Here is a 20466-nt window from a genome sequence, read left to right as displayed (position 1 = left end):
GATTCACTGCAAAGTTTCATCAAAATTTGCCTGTTCTGTATCAAAATCACAAGAATGGATTACTCAACGCTAACCCAAACCGAGACAGATCCACCATTTACAGGGAACTCAGCCCACCCGTTCGCATCTGTCCAAATGTCTTCAGTTCGGATGCCCAACTTGTCGACATAGCGTGTACTTGGCTTGCCCGTATACATCCACTTCGAGCCACCTGGTCCATCGCTCATGATCACTGCCATTGAATGTGGATGTTCTGCATCGCCCTCGCGAGTCCAGCCAATTACATCCCAATGGTCGAGATAAGAATGTTGTTTGCCATACGCATAGTCTTTACGCAGTGTTACGAGCTCTTCGATGTAAGGCACTTTGACCATATTGATGTCATGCCCTTTATCACTGTACTGCGCGCCGTAGTAATCTGCATAAAACACAGATGGATAACCTTCTTCACGCAATAAGATAAACGCGTAAGCGAGCGGCTTAAACCACCAATCGACCGTCGACTCCAACGCCTGCAAAGGTTGAGTATCATGGTTTTCTACTAAGGTTACCGCTTTGACTGGATTGTCCTTCATCAGCGTACCATCCATGATTTGACGCATATCGTAGCTACCACCCGATTTAGACGCATTGTAGAAGTTCATATGTAGCGGTGCGTCGAACAGAGACATGCTGCCAGAAGTTTTGGTGATAAAGTTATGCAGCTGATTCACATCGTAGTTCCAGTACTCTCCGACCGTGAAGAGTTCTTTCCCTGTTTTCCAACGTAGGTGATCAATCCATTCTTGAAGATATTGGTATTTGATGTGCTTCACCGCATCCATTCTAAAGCCATCAACACCAGTCATATTGATGTACCACTCACCCCAATCTTTCAGTTCTTGTTTAACTTCAGGATGATCCATGTCTAAGTCAGCATACATAAGGTAGTCGTAATTCCCCTTTTCAGAACTGACTTCCCAATCCCATGCCTTACCTTCACCTTTGAATTTAAAAATGGCTTTTTCTTTACCTGCATCGTCCCAGTCCACGCCATCAAAATGGTACCAAGTCCAATGGAAGTTAGAGTACTTGTCGTTGCGTCCAGGGAAATCAAACTCCACCCACGCTTCAATCCATTTATCACCAAGTTCAATGTTGCGGTTGTTCCAATCTACCCGCTTAGTATCAACCCAAGATTTCCCATCAGCACCACCACGGTGGTTAAACACCACGTCACCATAAACCTGGATATTGTTATTGTGAGCGGCATTGATAGCACTAAGATACTGATCTTTCGTGCCGTATTTGGTGCGCACTGATCCTTTTTGATCAAACTCCCCCAAGTCGTACATGTCATAAACGCCGTAGCCGACATCATTGCTGCCACCCGCTCCTTTGTATGCAGGTGGTAGCCAGAGCGCTGTGAATCCGTTTTCTGCTAGCGTTGGAGCGTTATTTTCCACTTGAGTCCACAGTGTGCCATCGTTAGGCACATACCAATGGAAATACTGCATCATTGTGCCATTCTCAGCAGCCAATGCAGATGAACTTAGCAGCAAGGTCAAAGGTAAAATAGTGCGTTTTAATTTAAATGTTTTCATTATTTTTCTCTCACGTTAAGGACTAAAATCCTCCTTTCTGCTCATACACACCAAGCATTGCTAACGATAACGCTAGCCAAGTTGCTGCCTGTGATACAAAAAGTTCGGATTACAATCGAAGAGAAATTAGCACCAATCACCCTATACAATTATTGAGTTATTTAACATTTATAAAATCAATGACTAGCGCATTGAAAATATTGAATGGTGATCAAAACATGGGAGGAATTTAGAGAAGAGTGAACGAGTATAGATTGATGGATTTAAAACGAAGAAAGCCAGTCATTTAAGACTGGCTTTCGAAATAGTGGAGGCGCCTCCCGGAGTCGAACCGAGGTCCACGGATTTGCAATCCGCTGCATAGCCACTCTGCCAAGGCGCCTTTCTGATTTTGTCTCTCTGTCACCAAAGATTTTGATGGTGCCCCGGGCCGGACTTGAACCGGCACAGCGCGAACGCCGAGGGATTTTAAATCCCTTGTGTCTACCAATTCCACCACCAGGGCAACGCAATCATGCGATGGGTTAGACACCATCTGTCTCAGCGACCTTTGCCGTGAGAACGAGGCGTACTTTAACGGATTAATTTATCTGGTCAACAATAAATTTTATCTTTTTGATTTAAGTGCTTAAAAAGCGATCCAGACGGTACAATTGGCATTCAATTAGGCCAAGAAACACTCGTTAGCTTTCATAACTCTCAAGTCACACACATGTTGATGCCCGTAACTGCTTAGCTTGTAAACGCCTGACTAACGCGGATCGTAGTCACCACTCTCTTCAGCTCTGTAACATCTGTAACAATTGGAGCCCCTACTCTTGGCACTGTTTCACACGAAATATCATATTTTGTTACCGATAACTTTGCATCGAATGTGGTCGTACCTTTATAAAATCATTGACATTTTTTATTTTCAAAAAAAGCTCAATTCATTATCGAAAATATCAATAAATAATGATAGCTTACACTCGTTGCAGTAATTTAATGGACATATATCACATATAAGGACGTGGTTTACTTTGGCGACACACCATAAGAAAAACAAGGTATATCACTAATGTCTATCAAGAATCTTTCTATAGCGAAAAAGATATCGCTATCGTTTTTACTCATTGCCATCGTCAACATTGCGTTTGGCGTATTTTTATCTACAGAGCTCAAAAGCATTAAATCTGAGCTTTTAAACTATACCGATGATACGCTTCCTGCTATGGAAAGAGTAGATTCGATCCGAGATCACTTGTCTCGCTGGCGCCGTGCTCAGTTTGCGACATACACTTATGAAGACTCAGACCAAATCAGAAACAAAATTGCCAGCAACATTCGCGAACGTGAAAAGATCAGCAAAGAGCTCGATTCTTACGGTGAAACGATTTGGCCAGGTGAAGAGCAACAAACTTACCAGCGCCTTATGCGTCAGTGGAAAAAGTACTTGGTCACTATGGATCAGTACAACGAAGCGATGCTAGCCAACGACAAAAGCAAGGCCCACCCTATTTTGGCGAACTCTTTACCTGCTTTCGAAGCGGTTGACTCTGAGCTCGGTGAACTGATCCGTCTACTTAAGAATGCTATGGACAGTAACAAAACTCATATTCTTTCTTCTGTAAATGGATTGAGTAACTCGTCAATTGCAAGCAACGTGATTATTCTGCTTATCATGGTAGGCATGACGTACGTGCTGACACGCCTTATCTGTGGCCCACTAAAACTTGTTGTCGAGCAAGCAAATGCCATCGCAACAGGTGACCTATCAAACGACATCGATCGTAAAGCCATCGGCAATGACGAGCTAGGTGAGCTGGCAGATGCGACCACTAAGATGCAAGATGACTTGCGCCAAGTTATCGACAACGTGATTGCTGCGGTCACACAGTTAAGCAGTGCAGTAGAAGAGATGAATCAAATCTCTGATATTTCTGCGTCTGGTATGAAAGATCAACAACTGCAAATCACGCACATTGCTACGGCAATGACAGAAATGAAAGCAGCAGTAGCCGATGTTGCACGTAATACTGAAGATTCAGCGAACCAAGCTAACGAAGCAAACCGTCGTACACAACACGGTGTTCGTGAAACGCAAGGCATGGTTGACGCGATTCATGAAGTTTCAAACGTAATTGGTGCTGCGGGCGATACTGTGGCAGAGCTTGAACAGCAATCGAATAAAATTAACGTTATTGTTGATGTTATCCGTGACATTGCCGATCAAACCAACCTACTTGCTCTTAATGCAGCCATTGAAGCTGCGCGTGCTGGTGAGTCTGGTCGCGGTTTTGCCGTGGTTGCGGACGAGGTTCGAACGCTTGCAGGCCGTACGCAAGATTCAACCAGCGAAATTACGTCGATCATTGAACAGCTACAATCGCTTGCAAAAGACGCGAAATCTGCGACAGAACTTTCTAGAACCAGTATCTCAGAATGTGCAGAGCAAGGCATTCAATCAAAACAGCTGATGAGCGACATTGAACACTCGATTTCTGATATCTCAGACATGGGCACCCAAATCGCCACGGCTTGTAACCAGCAAGACTCTGTTGCAGAAGAGCTTAACCGCAGCATTGAAAACATACACTTGGCATCTCAAGAAGTATCACAGGGCTCAGAGCAAACCGCACAGGCTTGTCGTGAGCTAAGCCAGCTGTCAATTTCTCTTAAAGATGTAATGAGCCGCTTTAAACTGAGCTAAACTCAGTGGATACCTTAGTTGATATTGAATCAACCTCGATTTGCGCAAATTGAGTGCAATCACTGAGATATATTTAGGTATATTGAATCATGATCTTCAAAAACGCTCCAAAGCACTACTTGGAGCGTTTTACTTCGTCAGGTACTTTCCCCAAGTACTCAATAACATAACCAATACAAAAAACGCGTACGGAGACTTTATGCGCTTAAATAAAACCTTACTATCACTGACTATCGCTGCTGCAACCGTTGCTCCTGCGATGCAAGCCAATGCTGCCCCTCTTCAAATTAGCAACACTGTAGTAAAAGCAGAGCAAGTTCAAGGCGCTAACGCTTGGCTGGAAATAAACTTAGGTCAATTCCGCGATAATATTGAGCAGTTCAAGTCGCACATGGATGGCAAAACGAAAATCTGCGCCGTGATGAAAGCCGACGCATACGGTAATGGCATCGCAGGCCTGATGCCGACTATTATCGAACAACAAATTCCTTGCGTTGCCATTGCAAGTAACGCCGAAGCACAGACCGTTCGCGACAGTGGCTTTAAAGGTCAACTTATGCGTGTACGCTCGGCGGATATTGGCGAGATCGAAGCCGCAATCGACCTAAATATCGAAGAGCTGATTGGTACTGCAGAGCAAGCCAAAGCACTGTCTAAGCTAGCAGAGAAAGCGGATAAAGAAATCAAAGTTCACCTTGCTCTTAACGACGGTGGTATGGGACGAAATGGCGTTGATATGACAACAAAAGCGGGCAAGCAAGAAGCGCTAGAAATCGCTCAACAAGCTGGCGTTAATATTGTTGGCATCATGACTCATTTCCCTAACTACAATGCAGACGAAGTTCGTCAAAAGTTATCTTCGTTCAAAGACAGCTCTGCATGGCTGATTAAAGAAGCGGGCCTAAAACGCGAAGATATTTTGCTGCACGTGGCCAACTCTTACACCGCACTCAATGTTCCTGAAGCACAGCTTGATATGGTTCGTCCTGGTGGCGTTTTATACGGTGATCTGCCAACCAACCCTGAGTACCCTTCTATCGTGTCTTTCAAAACACGCGTGGCATCCGTTCACCACCTGCCAAAAAATAGCACTGTCGGTTACGACAGCAGCTACAAAACGAGCAAAGAAAGCCTAATGGCGAACATTCCTGTTGGTTACTCTGATGGCTACCCACGAAAAATGGGCAATACGGCAGAAGTACTGATCAATGGCCAACGAGCAAAAGTTGCAGGTGTGGCTTCAATGAACACCACCATGGTTGATATTACAGGTATCAAAGATGTTGAGCCTGGTTCTGAAGTTGTACTGTTTGGCTCTCAGCAAGACAAAACGATTTCGGCAGCAGAAATGGAAGAACATGCAGAGGTCATCTTCCCAGAACTATACACGGTTTGGGGTACTGCGAACCCTCGTGTCTACGTAAAATAAACCCTTTCAGTTGTTCGTAACAGAACGAAAAAGCGAGCCTCGTGCTCGCTTTCCTACTCATATACTAATCTGTAACAATCCGTGCTCTTCTCAATTGAGCAGAGCTTACTATTTGCGTTGCGTTACTTTCCTAGAGCCCTAGCAAATGACAAATCCTCTAACCCCTTCATCTTAAAATCGTTCAGGTATACTTGTTTTTTTATATAGCACTTAGTGTTTGAAAGCCCTTTCAATTGATGTTAAACATGAAGTTTACAAAAGAATAACAAACGCATTCATATGGCACTGCCCTTTTTGCCTGCTGGCTAGGTATCTCTATGACAGAAAATACTCAACATCTTCAGCGTTCCTCATCTGAGTTGCACGAATTTACTCGGATCGACGTGTGGAACGGTTTCACCCAACTTTTACCTCTGTCCATGTTTGTGGTCATATTTGGCCTCGCATTCGGTGTTGCCGCCGCACAAACTGGACTAGATGTATTTCCCACTATGTTGATGAGCACACTGGTCTTCGCCGGTGCTTCACAATTTGCCACGCTAGAAATGTGGGGAGCAGAAGTACCTCTGATTCCAGTGCTTATTACTGTATTTGCTATTAATGCTCGTCACCTCTTGATGGGCGCTACGCTTTATCCATGGTTACGACAACTCCCACCGACAAAACGTTACGGCGTAATGCTGGTAGCATCAGACGCAAACTGGGCAATGGCACTCAATGCATTTGGTAGAAAAGAACCAGGTTTTGGTTTGCTTGTTGGTGGCGGCTTAGCGATGTGGTCGTTTTGGATTGTTGGAACCTGGATCGGCATTTATTTTGGTAACGCAATCAAAGACCCGGTGGGCCTCGGGCTCGATATGGTTATGGGATGCTTCCTGCTGTCTATGGTGGTAGCAGGGCCGAAAGACTTAAGGATCTTTGCGATTTGGGCCACAGCAGCAGCCTCTTCTATGTTGGCGTATTGGTATTTACCAGAGAATAGCCACGTAGTGGTTGGCGCCATTACTGGTGGAGTCTTAGGTGCTTGTTGGAAGGAGAAAAAAGCATGAACATCGAAACGAGCGTAGGTGGAACACTGCTTATCATCATCGCTATGGCGTTAGTCACGCTCATAACCCGCTGGGGCGGGGTGTATGTTATGTCATTTATTCCAATTAGCGAGCGGGTTCAACGTTTCATCACTGCGATGTCAGGTTCCGTATTGGTTGCCCTTTTAGCCCCACTAGCGGTTGAGGGTGATTACGGTGCTAGAGCAGCACTTTTTTCTACTGCTGTCGTCATGTTCATCGTGAAAAAGCCTCTGCCCGCAATTGCAGCTGGCATCATCGCAGCCGCCGCGGTACGCGCTATTTAACCGTTGTTTCGACGTCAATACCAGTCATCAATAAAAAGCCCCAAAACACGAAGCCCTGATGTAACGAGTGTCATCAGGGCTTATCTTATGCTCATTATTTTAACGATGATCAACGATATTAATCACGGTGAGATAGCAAATTACGCACAGCAGTTACAATTGCGCTTGTATTTGTCCATTTTGCCAATGCCAGGGTTAAAGGTGTTGGTTGGATCTAGCTCGTGGTAAAACTTCTGCAGCGAATTTTCAGCTTCGTACAAGTGACCCACATTATGTTCTGCTGGGTATTTAGCACCACGGCTATTGAGGTGTTCTAGCATCAGCTTTTTCATCAACTTCGTGTCGGTCCCTTTTTTGAAAATGTAATCTTGATGGAATACATAACACATAAAGTGACCATAATAGAGCGCTTGAACAAGGTTCTTACTCACCTCTTCCGGTAAAGTTTCTAGCCACTCTTCATCATTACGTCGCAAAGCGATATCAAGTGCAACGATGTCTTCTACGTCTTTTCGGTGAATCGTCTCGTAACGAATTGCTGCACCTGCTGCTGCAAAGCGATGTAAATAAGCTTTTTTACCCTCTTCCGGCGTACACTCGAAGAAATCACAGTCATCTTCAACAGCCCAAACTTCATTGAGGTATTTTTGCGCCTCAGCAATACCACTATCACTCATTTTTAATACCAGGTGATGCTCATACTTATCGCGGAAATCCAGCATTCGTTCTGGTAAATGTTGTGGGAACAACTTACTCGCGTAGTACAAAATGGTATCCGGCAGATATTTACTAACAAACGGGACGCGCTCTAAGAAATTTTCTACTTTAGCTTTAAGTGCAAACATTTTTGGCAGTTTATCTGTGCCTAATAAGTCGATGGATAAAAAGACGTCTTTGCCGTACTTCTCTGCCATGTTGAAGATATCTCGATGCAAGTATTCTCCCATCTCAGGCAAGTTCTCAAACGTAGATAAGAAATCTTTTCGCAGCTTCGTCAGTTTCGCAGGATCATTGGTGCCAAGGTAAAAAACCTGCTCTTTTTCGGGTACTGGGTAGCTATCAACTCGAACGGCGAAAACACCCAATTTACCAGCGCAGCCACTGGCTTCAAATAATCGACGTTCATCGGCATTAAAGCGAGAAGGAATGTCAGAAGTCACGTCTCGAACACGTTCATCGTATTCTTTGTCTGATGCCATTCGCTCGTCATGAATGATCTTCGCTGGGTCAAAGTTTCCTTCTTGCAGGTTTGTCAGAATTTCTTCTGGCGTTTCACCTAACCCTTCAATACCAAGGTGATTAACCAGGTGTAACTGGCCTTGCTTATCGACCTGCGCATAGATCGCCAGTTCCGTGTAAGCAGGACCACGCTTGACTAACGCACCGCCTGAGTTATTGGCGATACCACCAACCACAGTGGCACCTAATGATGAAGAACCGATGATAGAGTGCGGCGCTCGGTTCACCGCCTTCAATTCTTTTTCCAATGAGTGCAAACTTGCACCTGGCAAGCATACCGCCTGCTTACCGCCATCTAATAAGTGAATCTTCTTGATTTTGGTAATATTGATCACGACCACATCACGGTCATAATCATTACCACTTGGAGCTGAGCCTTCTGTTAAACCTGTTTTGGCAGCCTGCATAATAATAATGCAGTTTGCTTCAACGCACTGTTTAATTATCTTCCATTGTTCTACAAGAGTATTAGGAAACACGATAGCAAGCGCAGTGCCACTACCTGAGCGAAAACCTGAGCGGTAGTATTTTGTTTTAACCTCGTCGGTTAGGACATTTTCTTCCCCAACGATAGTTTTAAATTCGTCAATCAGCTGCTTTTGTTTCATATCCGTATCTCTCGTTATTGTACTTCGCTCACATCACCGTTTAGTGACGGTAATGGGCGTTTGAGCCACTATAAGCAGTCCATTTATCGGCGTCTATGTCAGGCAGGCGAGCAACACTTAGCCAACAGACAACAAACAAAATAATTCTTTTATTTTTCTGTCACTTATCTTTCACATTCGGAAAGTTTAACGCAAGAAACAGACCGTTTCTTAAAAGAAACAATAGCAAAACCATTTGTTAACAGTTGTGCGCAGCATCTTGTTATCAATATTAGTGATAAAACAAGGAGAAAGCTTAAGCTTCTAAATTTATAAGAATTTTTAGAAATGAAGATGGAAACAATAACTCAACACCAACATAACGATTGGTGTTGAGTTATTGTCTTAAAATCGATGATTTTGACTTTGAAAGCTGGTGTATAGATGATCAATGAAGATCTTAATTTTTTCTGGCTGTTGACGAGTGTAAGGATACACTGCATAAATACCCAAGCATTTGGCGGTTTCGTCTTTGAACAATTGAATCAGGCGGCCTTGCTTTAAGTCTTCATAAACCAAGACACGCGGTACATAGATGATTCCCTGCCCTAACAGCGCCACATTTCTCAATACAGAAGAATTGTTGGTACAGAGGTTACCGTCGACGGTGATTTGATATACCTCGTCTCCATCTTTAAACGCCCACTCATGCGCTCCGGTTTCTTGGTAGGAATAGACTAAACAATTGTGTTTATCCAAGGCTTGAGGTTGTTTAGGTATGCCATGTTTAGCCAGGTATTGGGGTGACGCGCAAATAATCCAATTCGCATCCACCAGCTTTCTTGCAATCAGACTAGAATCTGGCAACACACCCGTTCTAATTGCCAGATCAAAACGTTCATTCACGATATCGACGAAACGATTATCTAGATCCATATCGATATTGATGTCAGGATATTTCTGATTAAACTCATTGATCACTTGAGGAAGAATTAACTCACCAGAGATAGTGGGTACAGAAACTTTAATGTTTCCAGATAAATTCTTACCTAACCCCACAATGGATTCTTCTGCCGTTGCCACCGCTTGATAAACGGCTTTTGCATGAGTAAAGAACGCTCGCCCTGCCTCCGTCAACGTTAACGTTCGCGTTGTTCGGTAAAGAAGCTGTACACCAAGCTCTTGTTCAAGCTTCGCGATGCGTTTACTGACAACCGATTTGGTCAATGACATGTGTCTTGCTGCAGCGCTAAATGAGCCTTGCTCGATCAGGTGATAGAAAATGATGTAATCGTCGGTATTTCTCATGCGTCTTCGTCAAATCCTTTGGAGACCGATATTGTAAACGGATATTGGTCAATCTGCGAAACATAGGGGCACACTTAACAGCATAACTCGCGAAAGAAACAAGGGTTATACCAACAGTTCAAGAAATTGAGATGGCGTAAATTTATCAATATTCAGATACAAAAAAACCAGCTTTCGCTGGTTTTAAGTTGATGCACTTGGCATCGAGATACCGCAATTGCCATATCTGAATAATTTGGAGCGACACACGAGGTTCGAACTCGTGACCTCAACCTTGGCAAGGTTGCGCTCTACCAACTGAGCTAGTGTCGCATTGATTCTCGAAAGCCATTCACTCTCAAAGAATAATGGAGGCGCCTCCCGGAGTCGAACCGAGGTCCACGGATTTGCAATCCGCTGCATAGCCACTCTGCCAAGGCGCCCTTTTTACTTCGCTTCAGGGCTCTTCCCCGTTGCGTTGGTGGCTACTTTACGGATTGAGAGAAGATAGTCAAACAAAAATCTTTCATTTTCTGTTTGTTTGATTTCTTTTAAGCCAATTAGACCAAAGTTCGATCTTATCGGCTTAAAACGAAGCAATATAAATCTAGCTTTCTGTACGTTTTACTCAATAGAATTTCAATGTCACTTAGTAATTACCGACTCGTTTAAGCAGCCTGCCCACAACATTAGGATGATAAGACCACGTGTGATCAAACATCGACATCAATGCCGGGTTTCCGTATTTAGATAGGCTGATCGCGTGAAAACGGTTTTTCTTCGCTTTAAGCGCATCCACTTTGGCAAGCAACTCGTCTTGTTGTTTTGGCGCGATAAAGTCGGAAATGACCACCATATCGGCATTTTTGTACTTATCACCGCTCATCAAGTCGATAGATTTGATCAAAGTTGGCTCTAAGTCTGTACCACCATGGAAGCTATAAGTTAAAAAGTCCGCCGCCTCGCGCAGACCATCTTGTTTGGTTAGCTCATACGTAATGTGTTCCGTCGAAAAAATAATGACATAGCAATCACGTTGCTCCGCTAATGCAATTTGCATCAGCGCATAAGCCATGGCTTTGGCGCATTGTTCAGGAAACCCGCTCATTGAGCCGGACGCGTCCACACACACAATAAACGGTCCTTTTTCGATATCTACCGCTTTGTTGTCAGGTCGGTGAGCTTTAACTTTACGTAACGTGCGCGATTTGCCCTGTGTACGGTAGTTCATAAGTCGTTTATCGACTAAGTGTTTATAGAACACGACCTCGAGTTCAGGATACGCCAAAAACATCGTTTCGTTGGGAAGTAGCTTATTTAAATCATCGCTTTCGTGAATGCCGACAATATCATCTGTCGCTTCATCACTCTTCTCTTCGATCATTTGTAGCTCTTCAGTAGGCGCGCGGTTAAGTTCGGGATCATTCACTTGCCCCGCCATACGGCCAAGTTGCTCGGCTATTTCTTGCAAGCCTTGGTGCTTCTTCAGAAACTCCGCATGGCGTTTCATCACTGTTAAGTCAGTTTTGCTCAACTTGGCAGATGCCATATCCCATAAGCGCCCTACACTTTCAGCATCACCCGACTCCGTGACCTTATCCATATTACGCATGGTCTCCATACGCTGATACAGGTCATTCAGCACTTTCTCTTTATTGGCCTCAAGCTCGCTTACTTGCGCTTGCTTAATCGCATCGGCTAGACTTTGGTACCATTGATCACAGAAGTAATGTGGGAACATGGGATTATTCATCCCCTTGTTCTTCTCCATCATTCGGCGAGCCTGCATATAAAAAGCGGAGTGCCACTCAAGCTTTTTAATCACATCTTCGATGTTTTCGAAAAACGCCTCTTCATCCCAGTGAATGACTTCTTGATATAAAGACAGCTCTTGTTGGAAACGCTCTGTCTCACATACCTTGGTAATCCGTTTTTTAACACTGCCCCTCCACTTTAATAAGTGGCCTTTGACTGAAGATTTAACGCCTCGGTTTTCTGCCATCATCATGACTTGTGAACGCGCCATTAAATCATTAACTGCACTATCGATGATGCCAGAGTCGGCTACCATCAGCGCGAGGTTAAGTCCGTCTGCACCTAGCATGTCGTCTCCTTATGAGAAAAACTGATGTAAGTTTTTAAAGCGTTGGATAACTTTTTCGCTTTCAGCTTGGATAGACTCAAGTCTCTGACTGACCTGCTGCAGACTCGACTCCATTAGGCGTGGTAATTCAGGATCAACAAAGCTATGCGGAAGCGCATCATGGAAATTCGCTTTTACCTTGCGCATATGGTGCTCTGCTTCACTGAGTTGATTTACGGCTTTTTCACTCTGCGTTAACCACTTTTGGTAAAGCTCTACATCCAAGCCCTCTTGAGTCACTAAGCTCACCAGAATGCCTCGGTTTGCGATATCACGGATAACTAGGTTATTTGCGGCATCAACATCAAATCGTAAACGACACATGTTGGTGTTTTGATTGACGTAGCCATACACATCACCGTGTCCTTCTTTGATCACTCGGTCTAGTTCATCTTTTGGCACGTAAACCCAGCGGCTATCGCCTTTCTCTGACTCTGAAACCGACATGTTGCTTTGCAAAATAACCAATTTAACTAAGTTAACGGCTGCGCCAACTTTGTAGGTCTTAGCTTTAGAGGTATCAAAACGCATGGTTTCTTTGCGCAGAATACCCGTTGCCGCTTCAGACGTTAACGTCATGCGGTAGGCATCTTCAAGCTCATGCTGAACATCGACCAAAGACTCGCGACAGTATTCAATTTCCTGTTCGGCGTCTTGTTGGTCAAATGCATGTTTTAGGGCGAACTCTTGGACCACTTCGCGTACCACGTCTCGCGATTCAGGGCTGTTCCATAAACAATCTTGCAGCAACAGTAGATCAAGTGGGTTGATTTCATCGCGGCCATTAAAAAACGCGCTCGCTTTTAGCAATTTCACGGCTTTCTTCCAGCGGCGGTCAGAGACATACATGTCGGTATTGGCGACATCGCCAAACTGAGCTTCGACTTTGCTTTCTAACATCGTTTTAAGCTGGAAAAGCTTCTCGAATGCATTATCGGTTAACGTCAGCTTGTCGAGCTGCTGTTGCCATTGATGATATTCTTCATCTGTTATTGCTAGCCCTTCTGGCACTTGTGCCTCTTGTGACGTGCCTACCGTCAACATCGACTTAAAGTTTTGTTTATTCTGAATTCGATTCACAAACACGCGCACCAACATGCGGTCATAGAGTGCATCCAAACCGCTGTCTTCATCTGGCAGTTCATTGGAAGCCGATACCAACAAACGCATTGGCACACGCTCAATATCGCTGCCATTTTTGAACGTTTTCTCATTGACCACTGTCAGCAATGTATTCAGAATGGCGGGGCCCGCCTTCCAGATTTCATCTAAAAATACGACTTGTGCGGTTGGCAAATACCCTTTAGTTAAGCGAACATAACGACCGTTATCTTTGAGTTCTTGAATACTCAGTGGCCCAAAAACTTCTTCAGGTGTTGAGAATCGAGTCATCAGGTATTCAAAGTAACTGCTATTATCGAACGCTTGGATAAGTCGCTTGGCAATTAAGCTTTTTGCAATGCCAGGTGGGCCTAAAAGAAAAACACTTTCACCAGCAAGTGCCGCAAGGAGGCAGAGCTTGATGGTATGTTCGCGTTCATAAACGCCATCCGTTAACGCTTTAGCCAACTTGTTGATGCGTTCTGAGAGAAGCGCTTTTTCGGCATTTGAGGCAAATAAGGTTTGTGTCATACGTTCTCCGGCTGCTGAACTGGTATTGCGTTAACATTTTTATACACTTGTTATAACTTTGTTACAAATGTATTTTGTTGAATTCCCCTTATAGCAGATGCTTACCCCCTTCTTTAGCAAGCAATCAAAGTTTCCATTTATGAGATACAGCTCACTGAAAGTGCAAACGCTTTCGTCGTGTTGCAACATTTTTTGCTTTTGTTTCCCACCATTTGTGGTTAATGTCGAAAAACGTCAAAATGCGGTAACAGCTAGGGTTAATAACTGCATGAGCAAAATAATTCATAAATGGAAGCAAATTTCTCTGATTGAAGAAGAGGTTATGCTTCCTACAGGACAGGCAATTACGCACACCACAATCCATCACCCGGGCGCTGCGGTGATTCTCCCGATTACAACGGAAGGTGAGGTAGTCCTTGTCCATCAATTTCGCCCTTCACTTAATAAATGGCTTTTGGAGCTTCCTGCTGGTACAAGAGAAGGCAATGAAAACCCTCTCTGTTGCGCGAAAAGAGAGCTAGAGGAAGAAACGGGCTATAGTGCAGAAAAATTTACCTCTCTCGGCCAAGTCACTCCCCTTGCCGGATTTTGTGATGAGATACAGTACCTATTTGTCGCTGAGAAGCTCAGCCAAACCAACCGTTACGAATGTGATGAAGATGAAGTGATTGAGGTTGTTACCTTGTCACTCCAACAACTCGAAGACAAGATTATTGATGGCACAATTACCGATGCCAAAACGATCGCTTGTTTAAGCAAAGCGCGCCTTTGCGGATATATTTAGGACTTTGACCAAGGAGACATTCATGGATTTTCGATCAGATACCGTTACACAGCCTACCCAAGCCATGCGAGAGGCCATGTTTAAGGCCCCAGTTGGGGATGATGTTTATGGTGATGACCCTACGGTCAATGAGCTTGAGGAGTTTGCCGCAGAGCTTGCAGGATTCGAAGCGGCTTTGTTTACCACTTCAGGCACGCAAGCCAATCTGCTCGGCCTAATGGCGCATTGTGAACGCGGAGATGAATATCTGTGTGGGCAACAAGCACATAACTACAAGTACGAAGCCGGCGGCGCAGCAGTACTTGGGTCAATTCAACCTCAACCAGTCGAAAATAACCCAGATGGCACACTCCCATTTGATAAACTGGCAGCGGCGATTAAGCCAGATGATTGTCACTTTGCTCGTACCAAGCTGCTCAGCTTAGAAAACACGATTAATGGTAAAGTATTACCTCTGTCTTATTTAGCAGAAGCACGTGACTTCGTGAATAAACATAACTTGCAGATGCATCTAGATGGCGCTCGCGTTTTTAATGCAGCCGCTGCGCTTGACGTTCCGGTAAAAGAAATCGGTCAGTATTTTGATTCAATGACGATTTGTCTGTCGAAAGGTTTGGCTGCCCCTGTTGGTTCGTTACTGCTTGGTAGCAAAGAGTACATCGCAAAAGCACGTCGCTTAAGAAAGATGGTCGGCGGGGGTATGCGTCAAGCGGGTATTCTTGCCGCAGCAGGCAAACTCGCCCTTACCGAACAAGTGGAACAGCTAAAACAAGATCATACCAACGCAAAAACCTTAGCGGAAGGTTTAGCTGAACTGCCTGGTTTTTCAGTCAACCCTGAATTTGTTCAAACGAATATCGTATTCGCGAAGCTTGATCCTCAAGTGGACATAGTAAATATCGCTGCGAAACTAAAGGAACAAAATATTACGATAACACCTGGAAACCCCATTCGTTTCGTGACTCATAAAGACATTTCAGCGCAAGATATCGACAATTTCTTATCAAGCATTAAATCTCTGCTTTAGTTTGATTTTGATCATTGAGCTTCCCCTAAGGGGAAGCTTTATTGTATCGATATGACTTTTTAGTGAATAGACAATCTTCATGTTCAGATTTGTACTTCTAACCTCTCTTATTTTCTCTTCCGCTAGCCATGCCGCGCCTTTTGGTGATGCTGATAAAGGTAAAATCAAATCCCCTAGCTGCGTCTATTGTCATGGTGCAACAGGCGTCGCAGGTAATGATGCCTATCCAAATCTTGCAGGTCAAAATGCCCAGTATCTATACGATGCGATGAAGTCTTACCAAGCAGGCGAACGTAAAGGGCCGCTTGCCGAAATGATGGGCGCACAATTAAGAATGTTAAATGATGAGGATCTTCGTGATGTCGCTGCATTTTATGCAGAACAGACGCAAGACAAATGATTTGTTTATCTCGGCTCACAACAAGAGCTTGTGAGCCCCCCCGAACCGAGACAAAATATTTAACCAAACTCTGCTTGTAAAATAATCACAATGACTTCACTTCAAATATTTGATGAATTTATAGTTCAATATTTCCATTAATATTGACTTTTTATTCTGGTTTATTGATATTTCATGCTTCATTGAATTTAACGTGAAGTTAGTTATGTCTCACACACATGCGCAACCAGCAGACTCGGTTGCTACACCCAAATCATGGCAGATGCCAGATACCCTCATTTTGATCTTCATTGTTGGTATTCTCGCTGCGATTCTTACCTACTTAATTCCTGCTGGCCATTTTGACAGTCAGCAAGTGACTTATATGGTCGATGGTGCGGAAAAAACACGCACGGTTATTGATCCATCTTCATTCTCTTATGCAACCGATGAAAACGGTGAATTGGTTTACAACAAGGTTGGCCTGTTTGCTTCTGGTGGTGGCATTGGCCTGATGAACTTCCCTTTCGAAGGGCTAGTTTCTGGCTCTAAATGGGGCAGCGCGATCGGCGTGATTATGTTCATGTTGGTTATCGGTGGTGCTTTCGGCGTTGTAATGCGAACAGGCACCATCGACAACGGTATCTTGCGCCTTATCGATAAGACCAAAGGTAACGAAGCGCTATTCATTCCAGTGCTATTTTTGCTGTTCTCTCTGGGCGGTGCGGTATTTGGTATGGGTGAAGAAGCCGTAGCATTTGCGATTATTATCGCTCCGCTTATGGTTCGCCTTGGTTATGATGGTATCACTACGGTAATGGTGACCTATGTTGCGACTCAAATTGGTTTCGCAACATCTTGGATGAACCCTTTCTCTGTTGCTATTGCACAAGGTATTGCCGGAGTACCTGTTTTATCCGGCATGACAGTGCGCATGGGGTTATGGGCTGGCTTTACGTTAATCGGTATCGCTTTCACAATGCTCTACGCCGCTCGTGTGAAGTCAAACCCAGAACTTTCTTACAGTCACCGCACAGACAAATACTTCCGTCAGCAAGAGCTTGGCAATCAAGATTCTCGTTGGAATATCGGCGATACACTCGTTATTCTTACGGTTATTACAACCACAGTATGGGTTGTTTGGGGCGTGGTCGCTAACGCATGGTACATCCCAGAAATCGCTTCTCAATTCTTCACTATGGGCTTTGTTGTCGCGATCATCGGTACGGTTTTTCGCTTAAACGGTATGACGCTCAACTGCGCAGCCGATGCGTTTAAAGAGGGGGCGGCTATTATGCTTGCTCCTGCTCTATTGGTTGGTTGTGCGAAAGGTGTGTTACTTATCCTAGGTGGCGGTACGACTGATGAAGCGAGTGTACTGAATTCTATTCTGAACAGTGCTGGCGGCGTGATCAGTGGGCTTCCTGACGTAGCTGCGGCATGGTTAATGTATGTATTCCAATCTATCTTCAACTTCTTCGTTACTTCCGGATCTGGACAAGCGGCACTGACGATGCCTTTATTAGCACCATTGGCGGATATTGCAGGTGTCACGCGCCAAGTTGCAGTTTTGTCATTCCAACTTGGAGATGGTTTTACCAACGTTATCGTCCCTACTTCAGCATCCTTGATGGCAACACTTGGTGTCTGCCGCATCGACTGGGGTGATTGGGCAAAATTCTGCTGGCGATTTATCCTATTACTCTTTACCCTGTCGAGTGTCGTCGTTATCGCAGCTCATATGATGGGGTTTGCGTAAAACGAAATCAATTGGCACTAAGGCGAGACACGTTCTCGCCTTATTAATACTCTTCGTATGGCGACGTTAAGGTTTTAGATTGGCTTATGGTTTTGGAGTGGTAACTTTAATGGCAACACAACTTCTCGATGACATGATTCAAGGTCATCAAGTGATTCAATCTCTCAATGTAGCAGACCTAGGTCCGGGTGAGCATAAGTTTTGGTTCCGCATCGCGACCAACGCGATCTCTCAGTGGCAACATCTTCCTGTTTTGGTATTCAAAGGTGAAAAACCTGGCAAGAAAATCATGATCACCGCAGGGGTTCATGGTGATGAATATAATGGTGTGTTATCAGCGCAGAAGACCGCTAGAGAACTCATTGGCACTGAAGTCGCTGGTACTGTCACTATTATTCCAACCATTAACATGCCAGGTATGCTAAACCACAGCCGCGATTTCTATTCCGCAGACCCGGATGCGTCTCCTGCAAACTTAAACCGCTTTTTCCCTGGTGACCAAAACGGCAATGAGGCACAACGCTACTTATATGCATTGTGGAATGATCTGCTCAAGCCAAATGCTGATTTAGCCATTGACCTTCACACTCAAACCAGTGGTGCGGCCTATCCACTATACGTGTTTGCAGACTTCCGAATTGAGCAATCATTAGAAATGGCTCGTCTCATTAATCCTGATGCGATTTTAAATGATCCCGGAGATGCTGGCGTCCTTGAAACAGTTTGGAATAACCATGGTGTCCCAAGCATTACGGTTGAAGTGGGTATGGGGCGCTACACAGAGCAAAAACTCATTAGTCGAACCGTATCAGGCATTTTTAATGTGTTGAAGCAGCATAACGTCGTAGAAGGTGAGATAGAGCCTATCACTTCATGCTTGGAAGGAAACGAGATAGTCAGTGTGAAAGCGACACATGGCGGCTTTGTACTACCTCATGTTGGTTTGATGGATTTTGTCGAGCAAGGCCAACTGGTTGCGATTCAATACGACAGCTTTGGCACTGAAGTTGAGCGCTACACCGCCCCTACAAGTGGTACAGTGCTCAGCCACAATGTGGAATCTATTCGGGCGCCTGGCTCTCTGATCGTTCGTTTGATTAAGTAAACCATAACCGTTTGTCGATAGATCTACCTTTCAACGCTCACTCAAATTTATATAAGCCCCATCACGAGTAATCAAAAATGATGGGGCTATATTTTTGATTACTTGAAGTTACAAGGTAACAAAAGTATTCCAAGCAAAACTCAAAACCGCTAGACAGAAACTCCGCTTCTGTTGATTTTAGAAGTCACATTGATGAACTTAAAACTGTCGTCCACTCTCTTGATCAACGAGAATTAGCTCATCTAACGCGAAACCTTTCTCTTTAGCAACCTGCTTAAAACGCTCCAGGATTTTCTCATCAACGTTGGGTGTTCTAGACAATAGCCACAAGTAGTCGTGGTTGTAACCGGAGACAAACGCATAGTCATAGTTTTCACCTAGCTCAAACACAATGTAAGAAGAATAGATTGGCCCAAAAAAGGAGACTTTTAAGTGCCCAACCGTTTCGTCTTCAACAAAATAAGCTTTACCTTCAGCTTCGGACCACTGTTGCTCTTCTTCTGAATATCCGCGGTTTGTCACCTTAACCCCACCATCCTTGCGAAGCCGATACTCGGCCGTAACGTTGGATAGACCACGCTCAAACGAATGATCGAGCCGTGCGATTTCGTACCACTTGCCTAGATAAGGCTCTAAATCAAAATTGTTAACTGGCTCCACCCCATCAGGTTTAGAGGTACAGCCAAATAAAGTTACAAGTGATAAAAGTAATAATGTTTTTAGCGATTTCATACAACACCTAAATTTGATTTAGTGATTGATTTTACTGTAGAAGGTAGCAAATCGATCACTAAGTCGCACCACTGTCCCAAAGGTACGTAGCTACACATCACAGTTCTTCATTATCAATAGCATGCTGAACACCAAAACCTCGTTATGTCAGCAATTCCCTAACAATATTGTTCTATGTTTGACTTACAAGTTGGTCATACTTGTATATTTTGCCAGCATTTAACCGTATGCATATAGAAATTTTGCACAATATAGACATACGCTGTCATATCACCCTCCTATAATACGTCGCGATATAGACAGAGGTTATTGTTATGAAATTAAAAACAGTGTCAGTTTGTGCACTTTTGGTATTGCTTGCAGGTTGCCAGCAGGAAAACCCAAGCCAAGCGACACAATTAACAACCTCGGCAGATGTATGTAATACACAAGGAAACATGCCAGGTGGGTGGAATGAGTTTAATGCTACCCCTGATGCACAAAAGGCAATGGCTTTTGTTTTGAAAAGAATGGACACAATAGCGTCGTTCAAACAAATACTGAACGTTCACGCGCAAATCGTTAGCGGCGTCAACTATGCCATTGAGTTTGAATTGGATGATGGCTCTATTTGGAATACAGTTGTTTATCGCAACCTAGATGGTGAGTATGCGATTACCCAATCGCCAAAAGAAGGCCACTTTTGCGAACAGTAGCGATTAAGTAAGAAAGCCCCTAGATAGGGGCTTTGGGTTTAG

Annotated in this window: 16 protein-coding genes and 4 tRNA genes; 10 read left to right on the top strand and 10 right to left on the bottom strand. The window is 44.2% G+C overall.

Annotation, left to right across the window (positions count from 1 at the left end):
- Positions 1 to 59: 59 nt before the first annotated feature.
- The 3 genes from amyS to F7Y48_RS08855 form a co-directional block, all read right to left on the bottom strand.
- On the bottom strand, positions 60 to 1583 hold the full coding sequence (gene amyS / locus F7Y48_RS08865; protein WP_053808368.1) for an alpha-amylase: 1524 nt from the start codon (positions 1581 to 1583) through the stop codon (positions 60 to 62).
- Positions 1584 to 1891: 308 nt separating this feature from the next.
- Positions 1892 to 1965, bottom strand: a tRNA-Cys gene (locus F7Y48_RS08860).
- Positions 1966 to 2001: 36 nt separating this feature from the next.
- Positions 2002 to 2088 (bottom strand) — tRNA-Leu (locus tag F7Y48_RS08855).
- Between the two features lie 552 nt (positions 2089 to 2640).
- Between F7Y48_RS08855 and F7Y48_RS08850 the strand changes: the two genes are divergently transcribed.
- The 4 genes from F7Y48_RS08850 to F7Y48_RS08835 all read left to right on the top strand — a co-directional run bounded on the left by F7Y48_RS08850 (position 2641) and on the right by F7Y48_RS08835 (position 7055).
- A complete protein-coding gene (locus F7Y48_RS08850; RefSeq protein ID WP_316683631.1) occupies positions 2641 to 4272 on the top strand; it encodes a methyl-accepting chemotaxis protein in 1632 nt (543 codons plus the stop codon).
- A gap of 199 nt (positions 4273 to 4471) precedes the next feature.
- A complete protein-coding gene (gene alr / locus F7Y48_RS08845; protein ID WP_316683630.1) occupies positions 4472 to 5701 on the top strand; it encodes an alanine racemase in 1230 nt (409 codons plus the stop codon).
- 317 nt (positions 5702 to 6018) lie between these two features.
- A complete protein-coding gene (locus tag F7Y48_RS08840; protein ID WP_316683629.1) occupies positions 6019 to 6750 on the top strand; it encodes an AzlC family ABC transporter permease in 732 nt (243 codons plus the stop codon).
- Positions 6747 to 7055: an AzlD family protein gene (locus tag F7Y48_RS08835; protein ID WP_005396412.1), complete on the top strand. Its 309-nt coding sequence runs from the start codon at positions 6747 to 6749 to the stop codon at positions 7053 to 7055. The genes F7Y48_RS08840 and F7Y48_RS08835 overlap by 4 nt, the downstream gene beginning before the upstream one ends.
- Positions 7056 to 7195: 140 nt before the next feature.
- Here F7Y48_RS08835 and dld read toward each other — a convergent pair whose 3' ends face one another.
- The 6 genes from dld to F7Y48_RS08805 form a co-directional block, all read right to left on the bottom strand.
- Entirely contained in the window at positions 7196 to 8902 is a 1707-nt protein-coding gene (dld, locus tag F7Y48_RS08830) for a D-lactate dehydrogenase (RefSeq protein WP_031780543.1), read from the bottom strand.
- 384 nt (positions 8903 to 9286) lie between these two features.
- The gene (locus F7Y48_RS08825) at positions 9287 to 10189 is read right to left on the bottom strand and encodes a LysR family transcriptional regulator (RefSeq protein ID WP_203342454.1); all 903 of its coding nucleotides are present in this window, start codon (positions 10187 to 10189) and stop codon (positions 9287 to 9289) included.
- Positions 10190 to 10425: 236 nt separating this feature from the next.
- A tRNA-Gly gene (locus F7Y48_RS08820) sits at positions 10426 to 10501 on the bottom strand.
- Positions 10502 to 10537: 36 nt separating this feature from the next.
- Positions 10538 to 10611: transfer RNA gene (locus F7Y48_RS08815), tRNA-Cys, on the bottom strand.
- A 206-nt stretch (positions 10612 to 10817) separates the two neighbouring features.
- Positions 10818 to 12272: an ATPase RavA stimulator ViaA gene (gene viaA, locus F7Y48_RS08810; RefSeq protein WP_012842207.1), complete on the bottom strand. Its 1455-nt coding sequence runs from the start codon at positions 12270 to 12272 to the stop codon at positions 10818 to 10820.
- A gap of 9 nt (positions 12273 to 12281) precedes the next feature.
- Positions 12282 to 13943: an ATPase RavA domain-containing protein gene (locus tag F7Y48_RS08805; RefSeq protein WP_005396405.1), complete on the bottom strand. Its 1662-nt coding sequence runs from the start codon at positions 13941 to 13943 to the stop codon at positions 12282 to 12284.
- A gap of 268 nt (positions 13944 to 14211) precedes the next feature.
- Here F7Y48_RS08805 and F7Y48_RS08800 point away from each other — a divergent pair, with 268 nt between their 5' ends.
- From F7Y48_RS08800 to F7Y48_RS08780, 5 genes are all read left to right on the top strand, one after another.
- Positions 14212 to 14727 carry an NUDIX hydrolase gene (locus tag F7Y48_RS08800; RefSeq protein WP_182035665.1) on the top strand — a complete coding sequence of 172 codons (516 nt, stop codon included), beginning with the start codon at positions 14212 to 14214 and terminating at the stop codon, positions 14725 to 14727.
- A gap of 22 nt (positions 14728 to 14749) precedes the next feature.
- Positions 14750 to 15754: a low-specificity L-threonine aldolase gene (gene ltaE, locus F7Y48_RS08795; protein WP_005396402.1), complete on the top strand. Its 1005-nt coding sequence runs from the start codon at positions 14750 to 14752 to the stop codon at positions 15752 to 15754.
- 79 nt (positions 15755 to 15833) lie between these two features.
- Complete coding sequence (locus F7Y48_RS08790) at positions 15834 to 16154, top strand: c-type cytochrome (protein ID WP_005396401.1); 321 nt, start codon at positions 15834 to 15836, stop codon at positions 16152 to 16154.
- A gap of 205 nt (positions 16155 to 16359) precedes the next feature.
- Positions 16360 to 17892 carry a putative basic amino acid antiporter YfcC gene (gene yfcC, locus F7Y48_RS08785; protein WP_316683628.1) on the top strand — a complete coding sequence of 511 codons (1533 nt, stop codon included), beginning with the start codon at positions 16360 to 16362 and terminating at the stop codon, positions 17890 to 17892.
- A gap of 109 nt (positions 17893 to 18001) precedes the next feature.
- On the top strand, positions 18002 to 18997 hold the full coding sequence (locus F7Y48_RS08780) for a succinylglutamate desuccinylase/aspartoacylase family protein (protein WP_316683627.1): 996 nt from the start codon (positions 18002 to 18004) through the stop codon (positions 18995 to 18997).
- 198 nt (positions 18998 to 19195) lie between these two features.
- On the opposite strand, the gene F7Y48_RS08775 is transcribed toward F7Y48_RS08780, so the two are convergent.
- A complete protein-coding gene (locus tag F7Y48_RS08775) occupies positions 19196 to 19729 on the bottom strand; it encodes a lipocalin family protein (RefSeq protein WP_256952379.1) in 534 nt (177 codons plus the stop codon).
- 314 nt (positions 19730 to 20043) lie between these two features.
- On the opposite strand from F7Y48_RS08775, the gene F7Y48_RS08770 reads away from it, so the two are divergent.
- Positions 20044 to 20424 carry a cystatin family protein gene (locus F7Y48_RS08770; protein ID WP_005396397.1) on the top strand — a complete coding sequence of 127 codons (381 nt, stop codon included), beginning with the start codon at positions 20044 to 20046 and terminating at the stop codon, positions 20422 to 20424.
- Positions 20425 to 20466 lie beyond the last annotated feature (42 nt).

It is taken from the genome of Vibrio sp. 2-1-2a, assembly GCF_032648565.1.
Classification (GTDB): domain Bacteria; phylum Pseudomonadota; class Gammaproteobacteria; order Enterobacterales; family Vibrionaceae; genus Vibrio; species Vibrio diabolicus.
Note: the sequence above shows the minus strand (reverse complement) of the source record. Positions and strands in the feature narration are given on the sequence as shown.

Coding starts and splice junctions, on each gene's coding strand:
- yfcC (WP_316683628.1), top strand. CDS start 16,360: ATGTCTCACACACATGCGCAACCAGCAGACTCGGTTGCTACACCCAAA.
- F7Y48_RS08825 (WP_203342454.1), bottom strand. CDS start 10,189: ATGAGAAATACCGACGATTACATCATTTTCTATCACCTGATCGAGCAA.
- amyS (WP_053808368.1), bottom strand. CDS start 1,583: ATGAAAACATTTAAATTAAAACGCACTATTTTACCTTTGACCTTGCTG.
- F7Y48_RS08800 (WP_182035665.1), top strand. CDS start 14,212: ATGAGCAAAATAATTCATAAATGGAAGCAAATTTCTCTGATTGAAGAA.
- dld (WP_031780543.1), bottom strand. CDS start 8,902: ATGAAACAAAAGCAGCTGATTGACGAATTTAAAACTATCGTTGGGGAA.
- F7Y48_RS08790 (WP_005396401.1), top strand. CDS start 15,834: ATGTTCAGATTTGTACTTCTAACCTCTCTTATTTTCTCTTCCGCTAGC.
- F7Y48_RS08805 (WP_005396405.1), bottom strand. CDS start 13,943: ATGACACAAACCTTATTTGCCTCAAATGCCGAAAAAGCGCTTCTCTCA.
- viaA (WP_012842207.1), bottom strand. CDS start 12,272: ATGCTAGGTGCAGACGGACTTAACCTCGCGCTGATGGTAGCCGACTCT.
- F7Y48_RS08770 (WP_005396397.1), top strand. CDS start 20,044: ATGAAATTAAAAACAGTGTCAGTTTGTGCACTTTTGGTATTGCTTGCA.
- F7Y48_RS08835 (WP_005396412.1), top strand. CDS start 6,747: ATGAACATCGAAACGAGCGTAGGTGGAACACTGCTTATCATCATCGCT.
- F7Y48_RS08780 (WP_316683627.1), top strand. CDS start 18,002: ATGGCAACACAACTTCTCGATGACATGATTCAAGGTCATCAAGTGATT.
- alr (WP_316683630.1), top strand. CDS start 4,472: ATGCGCTTAAATAAAACCTTACTATCACTGACTATCGCTGCTGCAACC.
- F7Y48_RS08840 (WP_316683629.1), top strand. CDS start 6,019: ATGACAGAAAATACTCAACATCTTCAGCGTTCCTCATCTGAGTTGCAC.
- F7Y48_RS08850 (WP_316683631.1), top strand. CDS start 2,641: ATGTCTATCAAGAATCTTTCTATAGCGAAAAAGATATCGCTATCGTTT.
- F7Y48_RS08775 (WP_256952379.1), bottom strand. CDS start 19,729: ATGAAATCGCTAAAAACATTATTACTTTTATCACTTGTAACTTTATTT.
- ltaE (WP_005396402.1), top strand. CDS start 14,750: ATGGATTTTCGATCAGATACCGTTACACAGCCTACCCAAGCCATGCGA.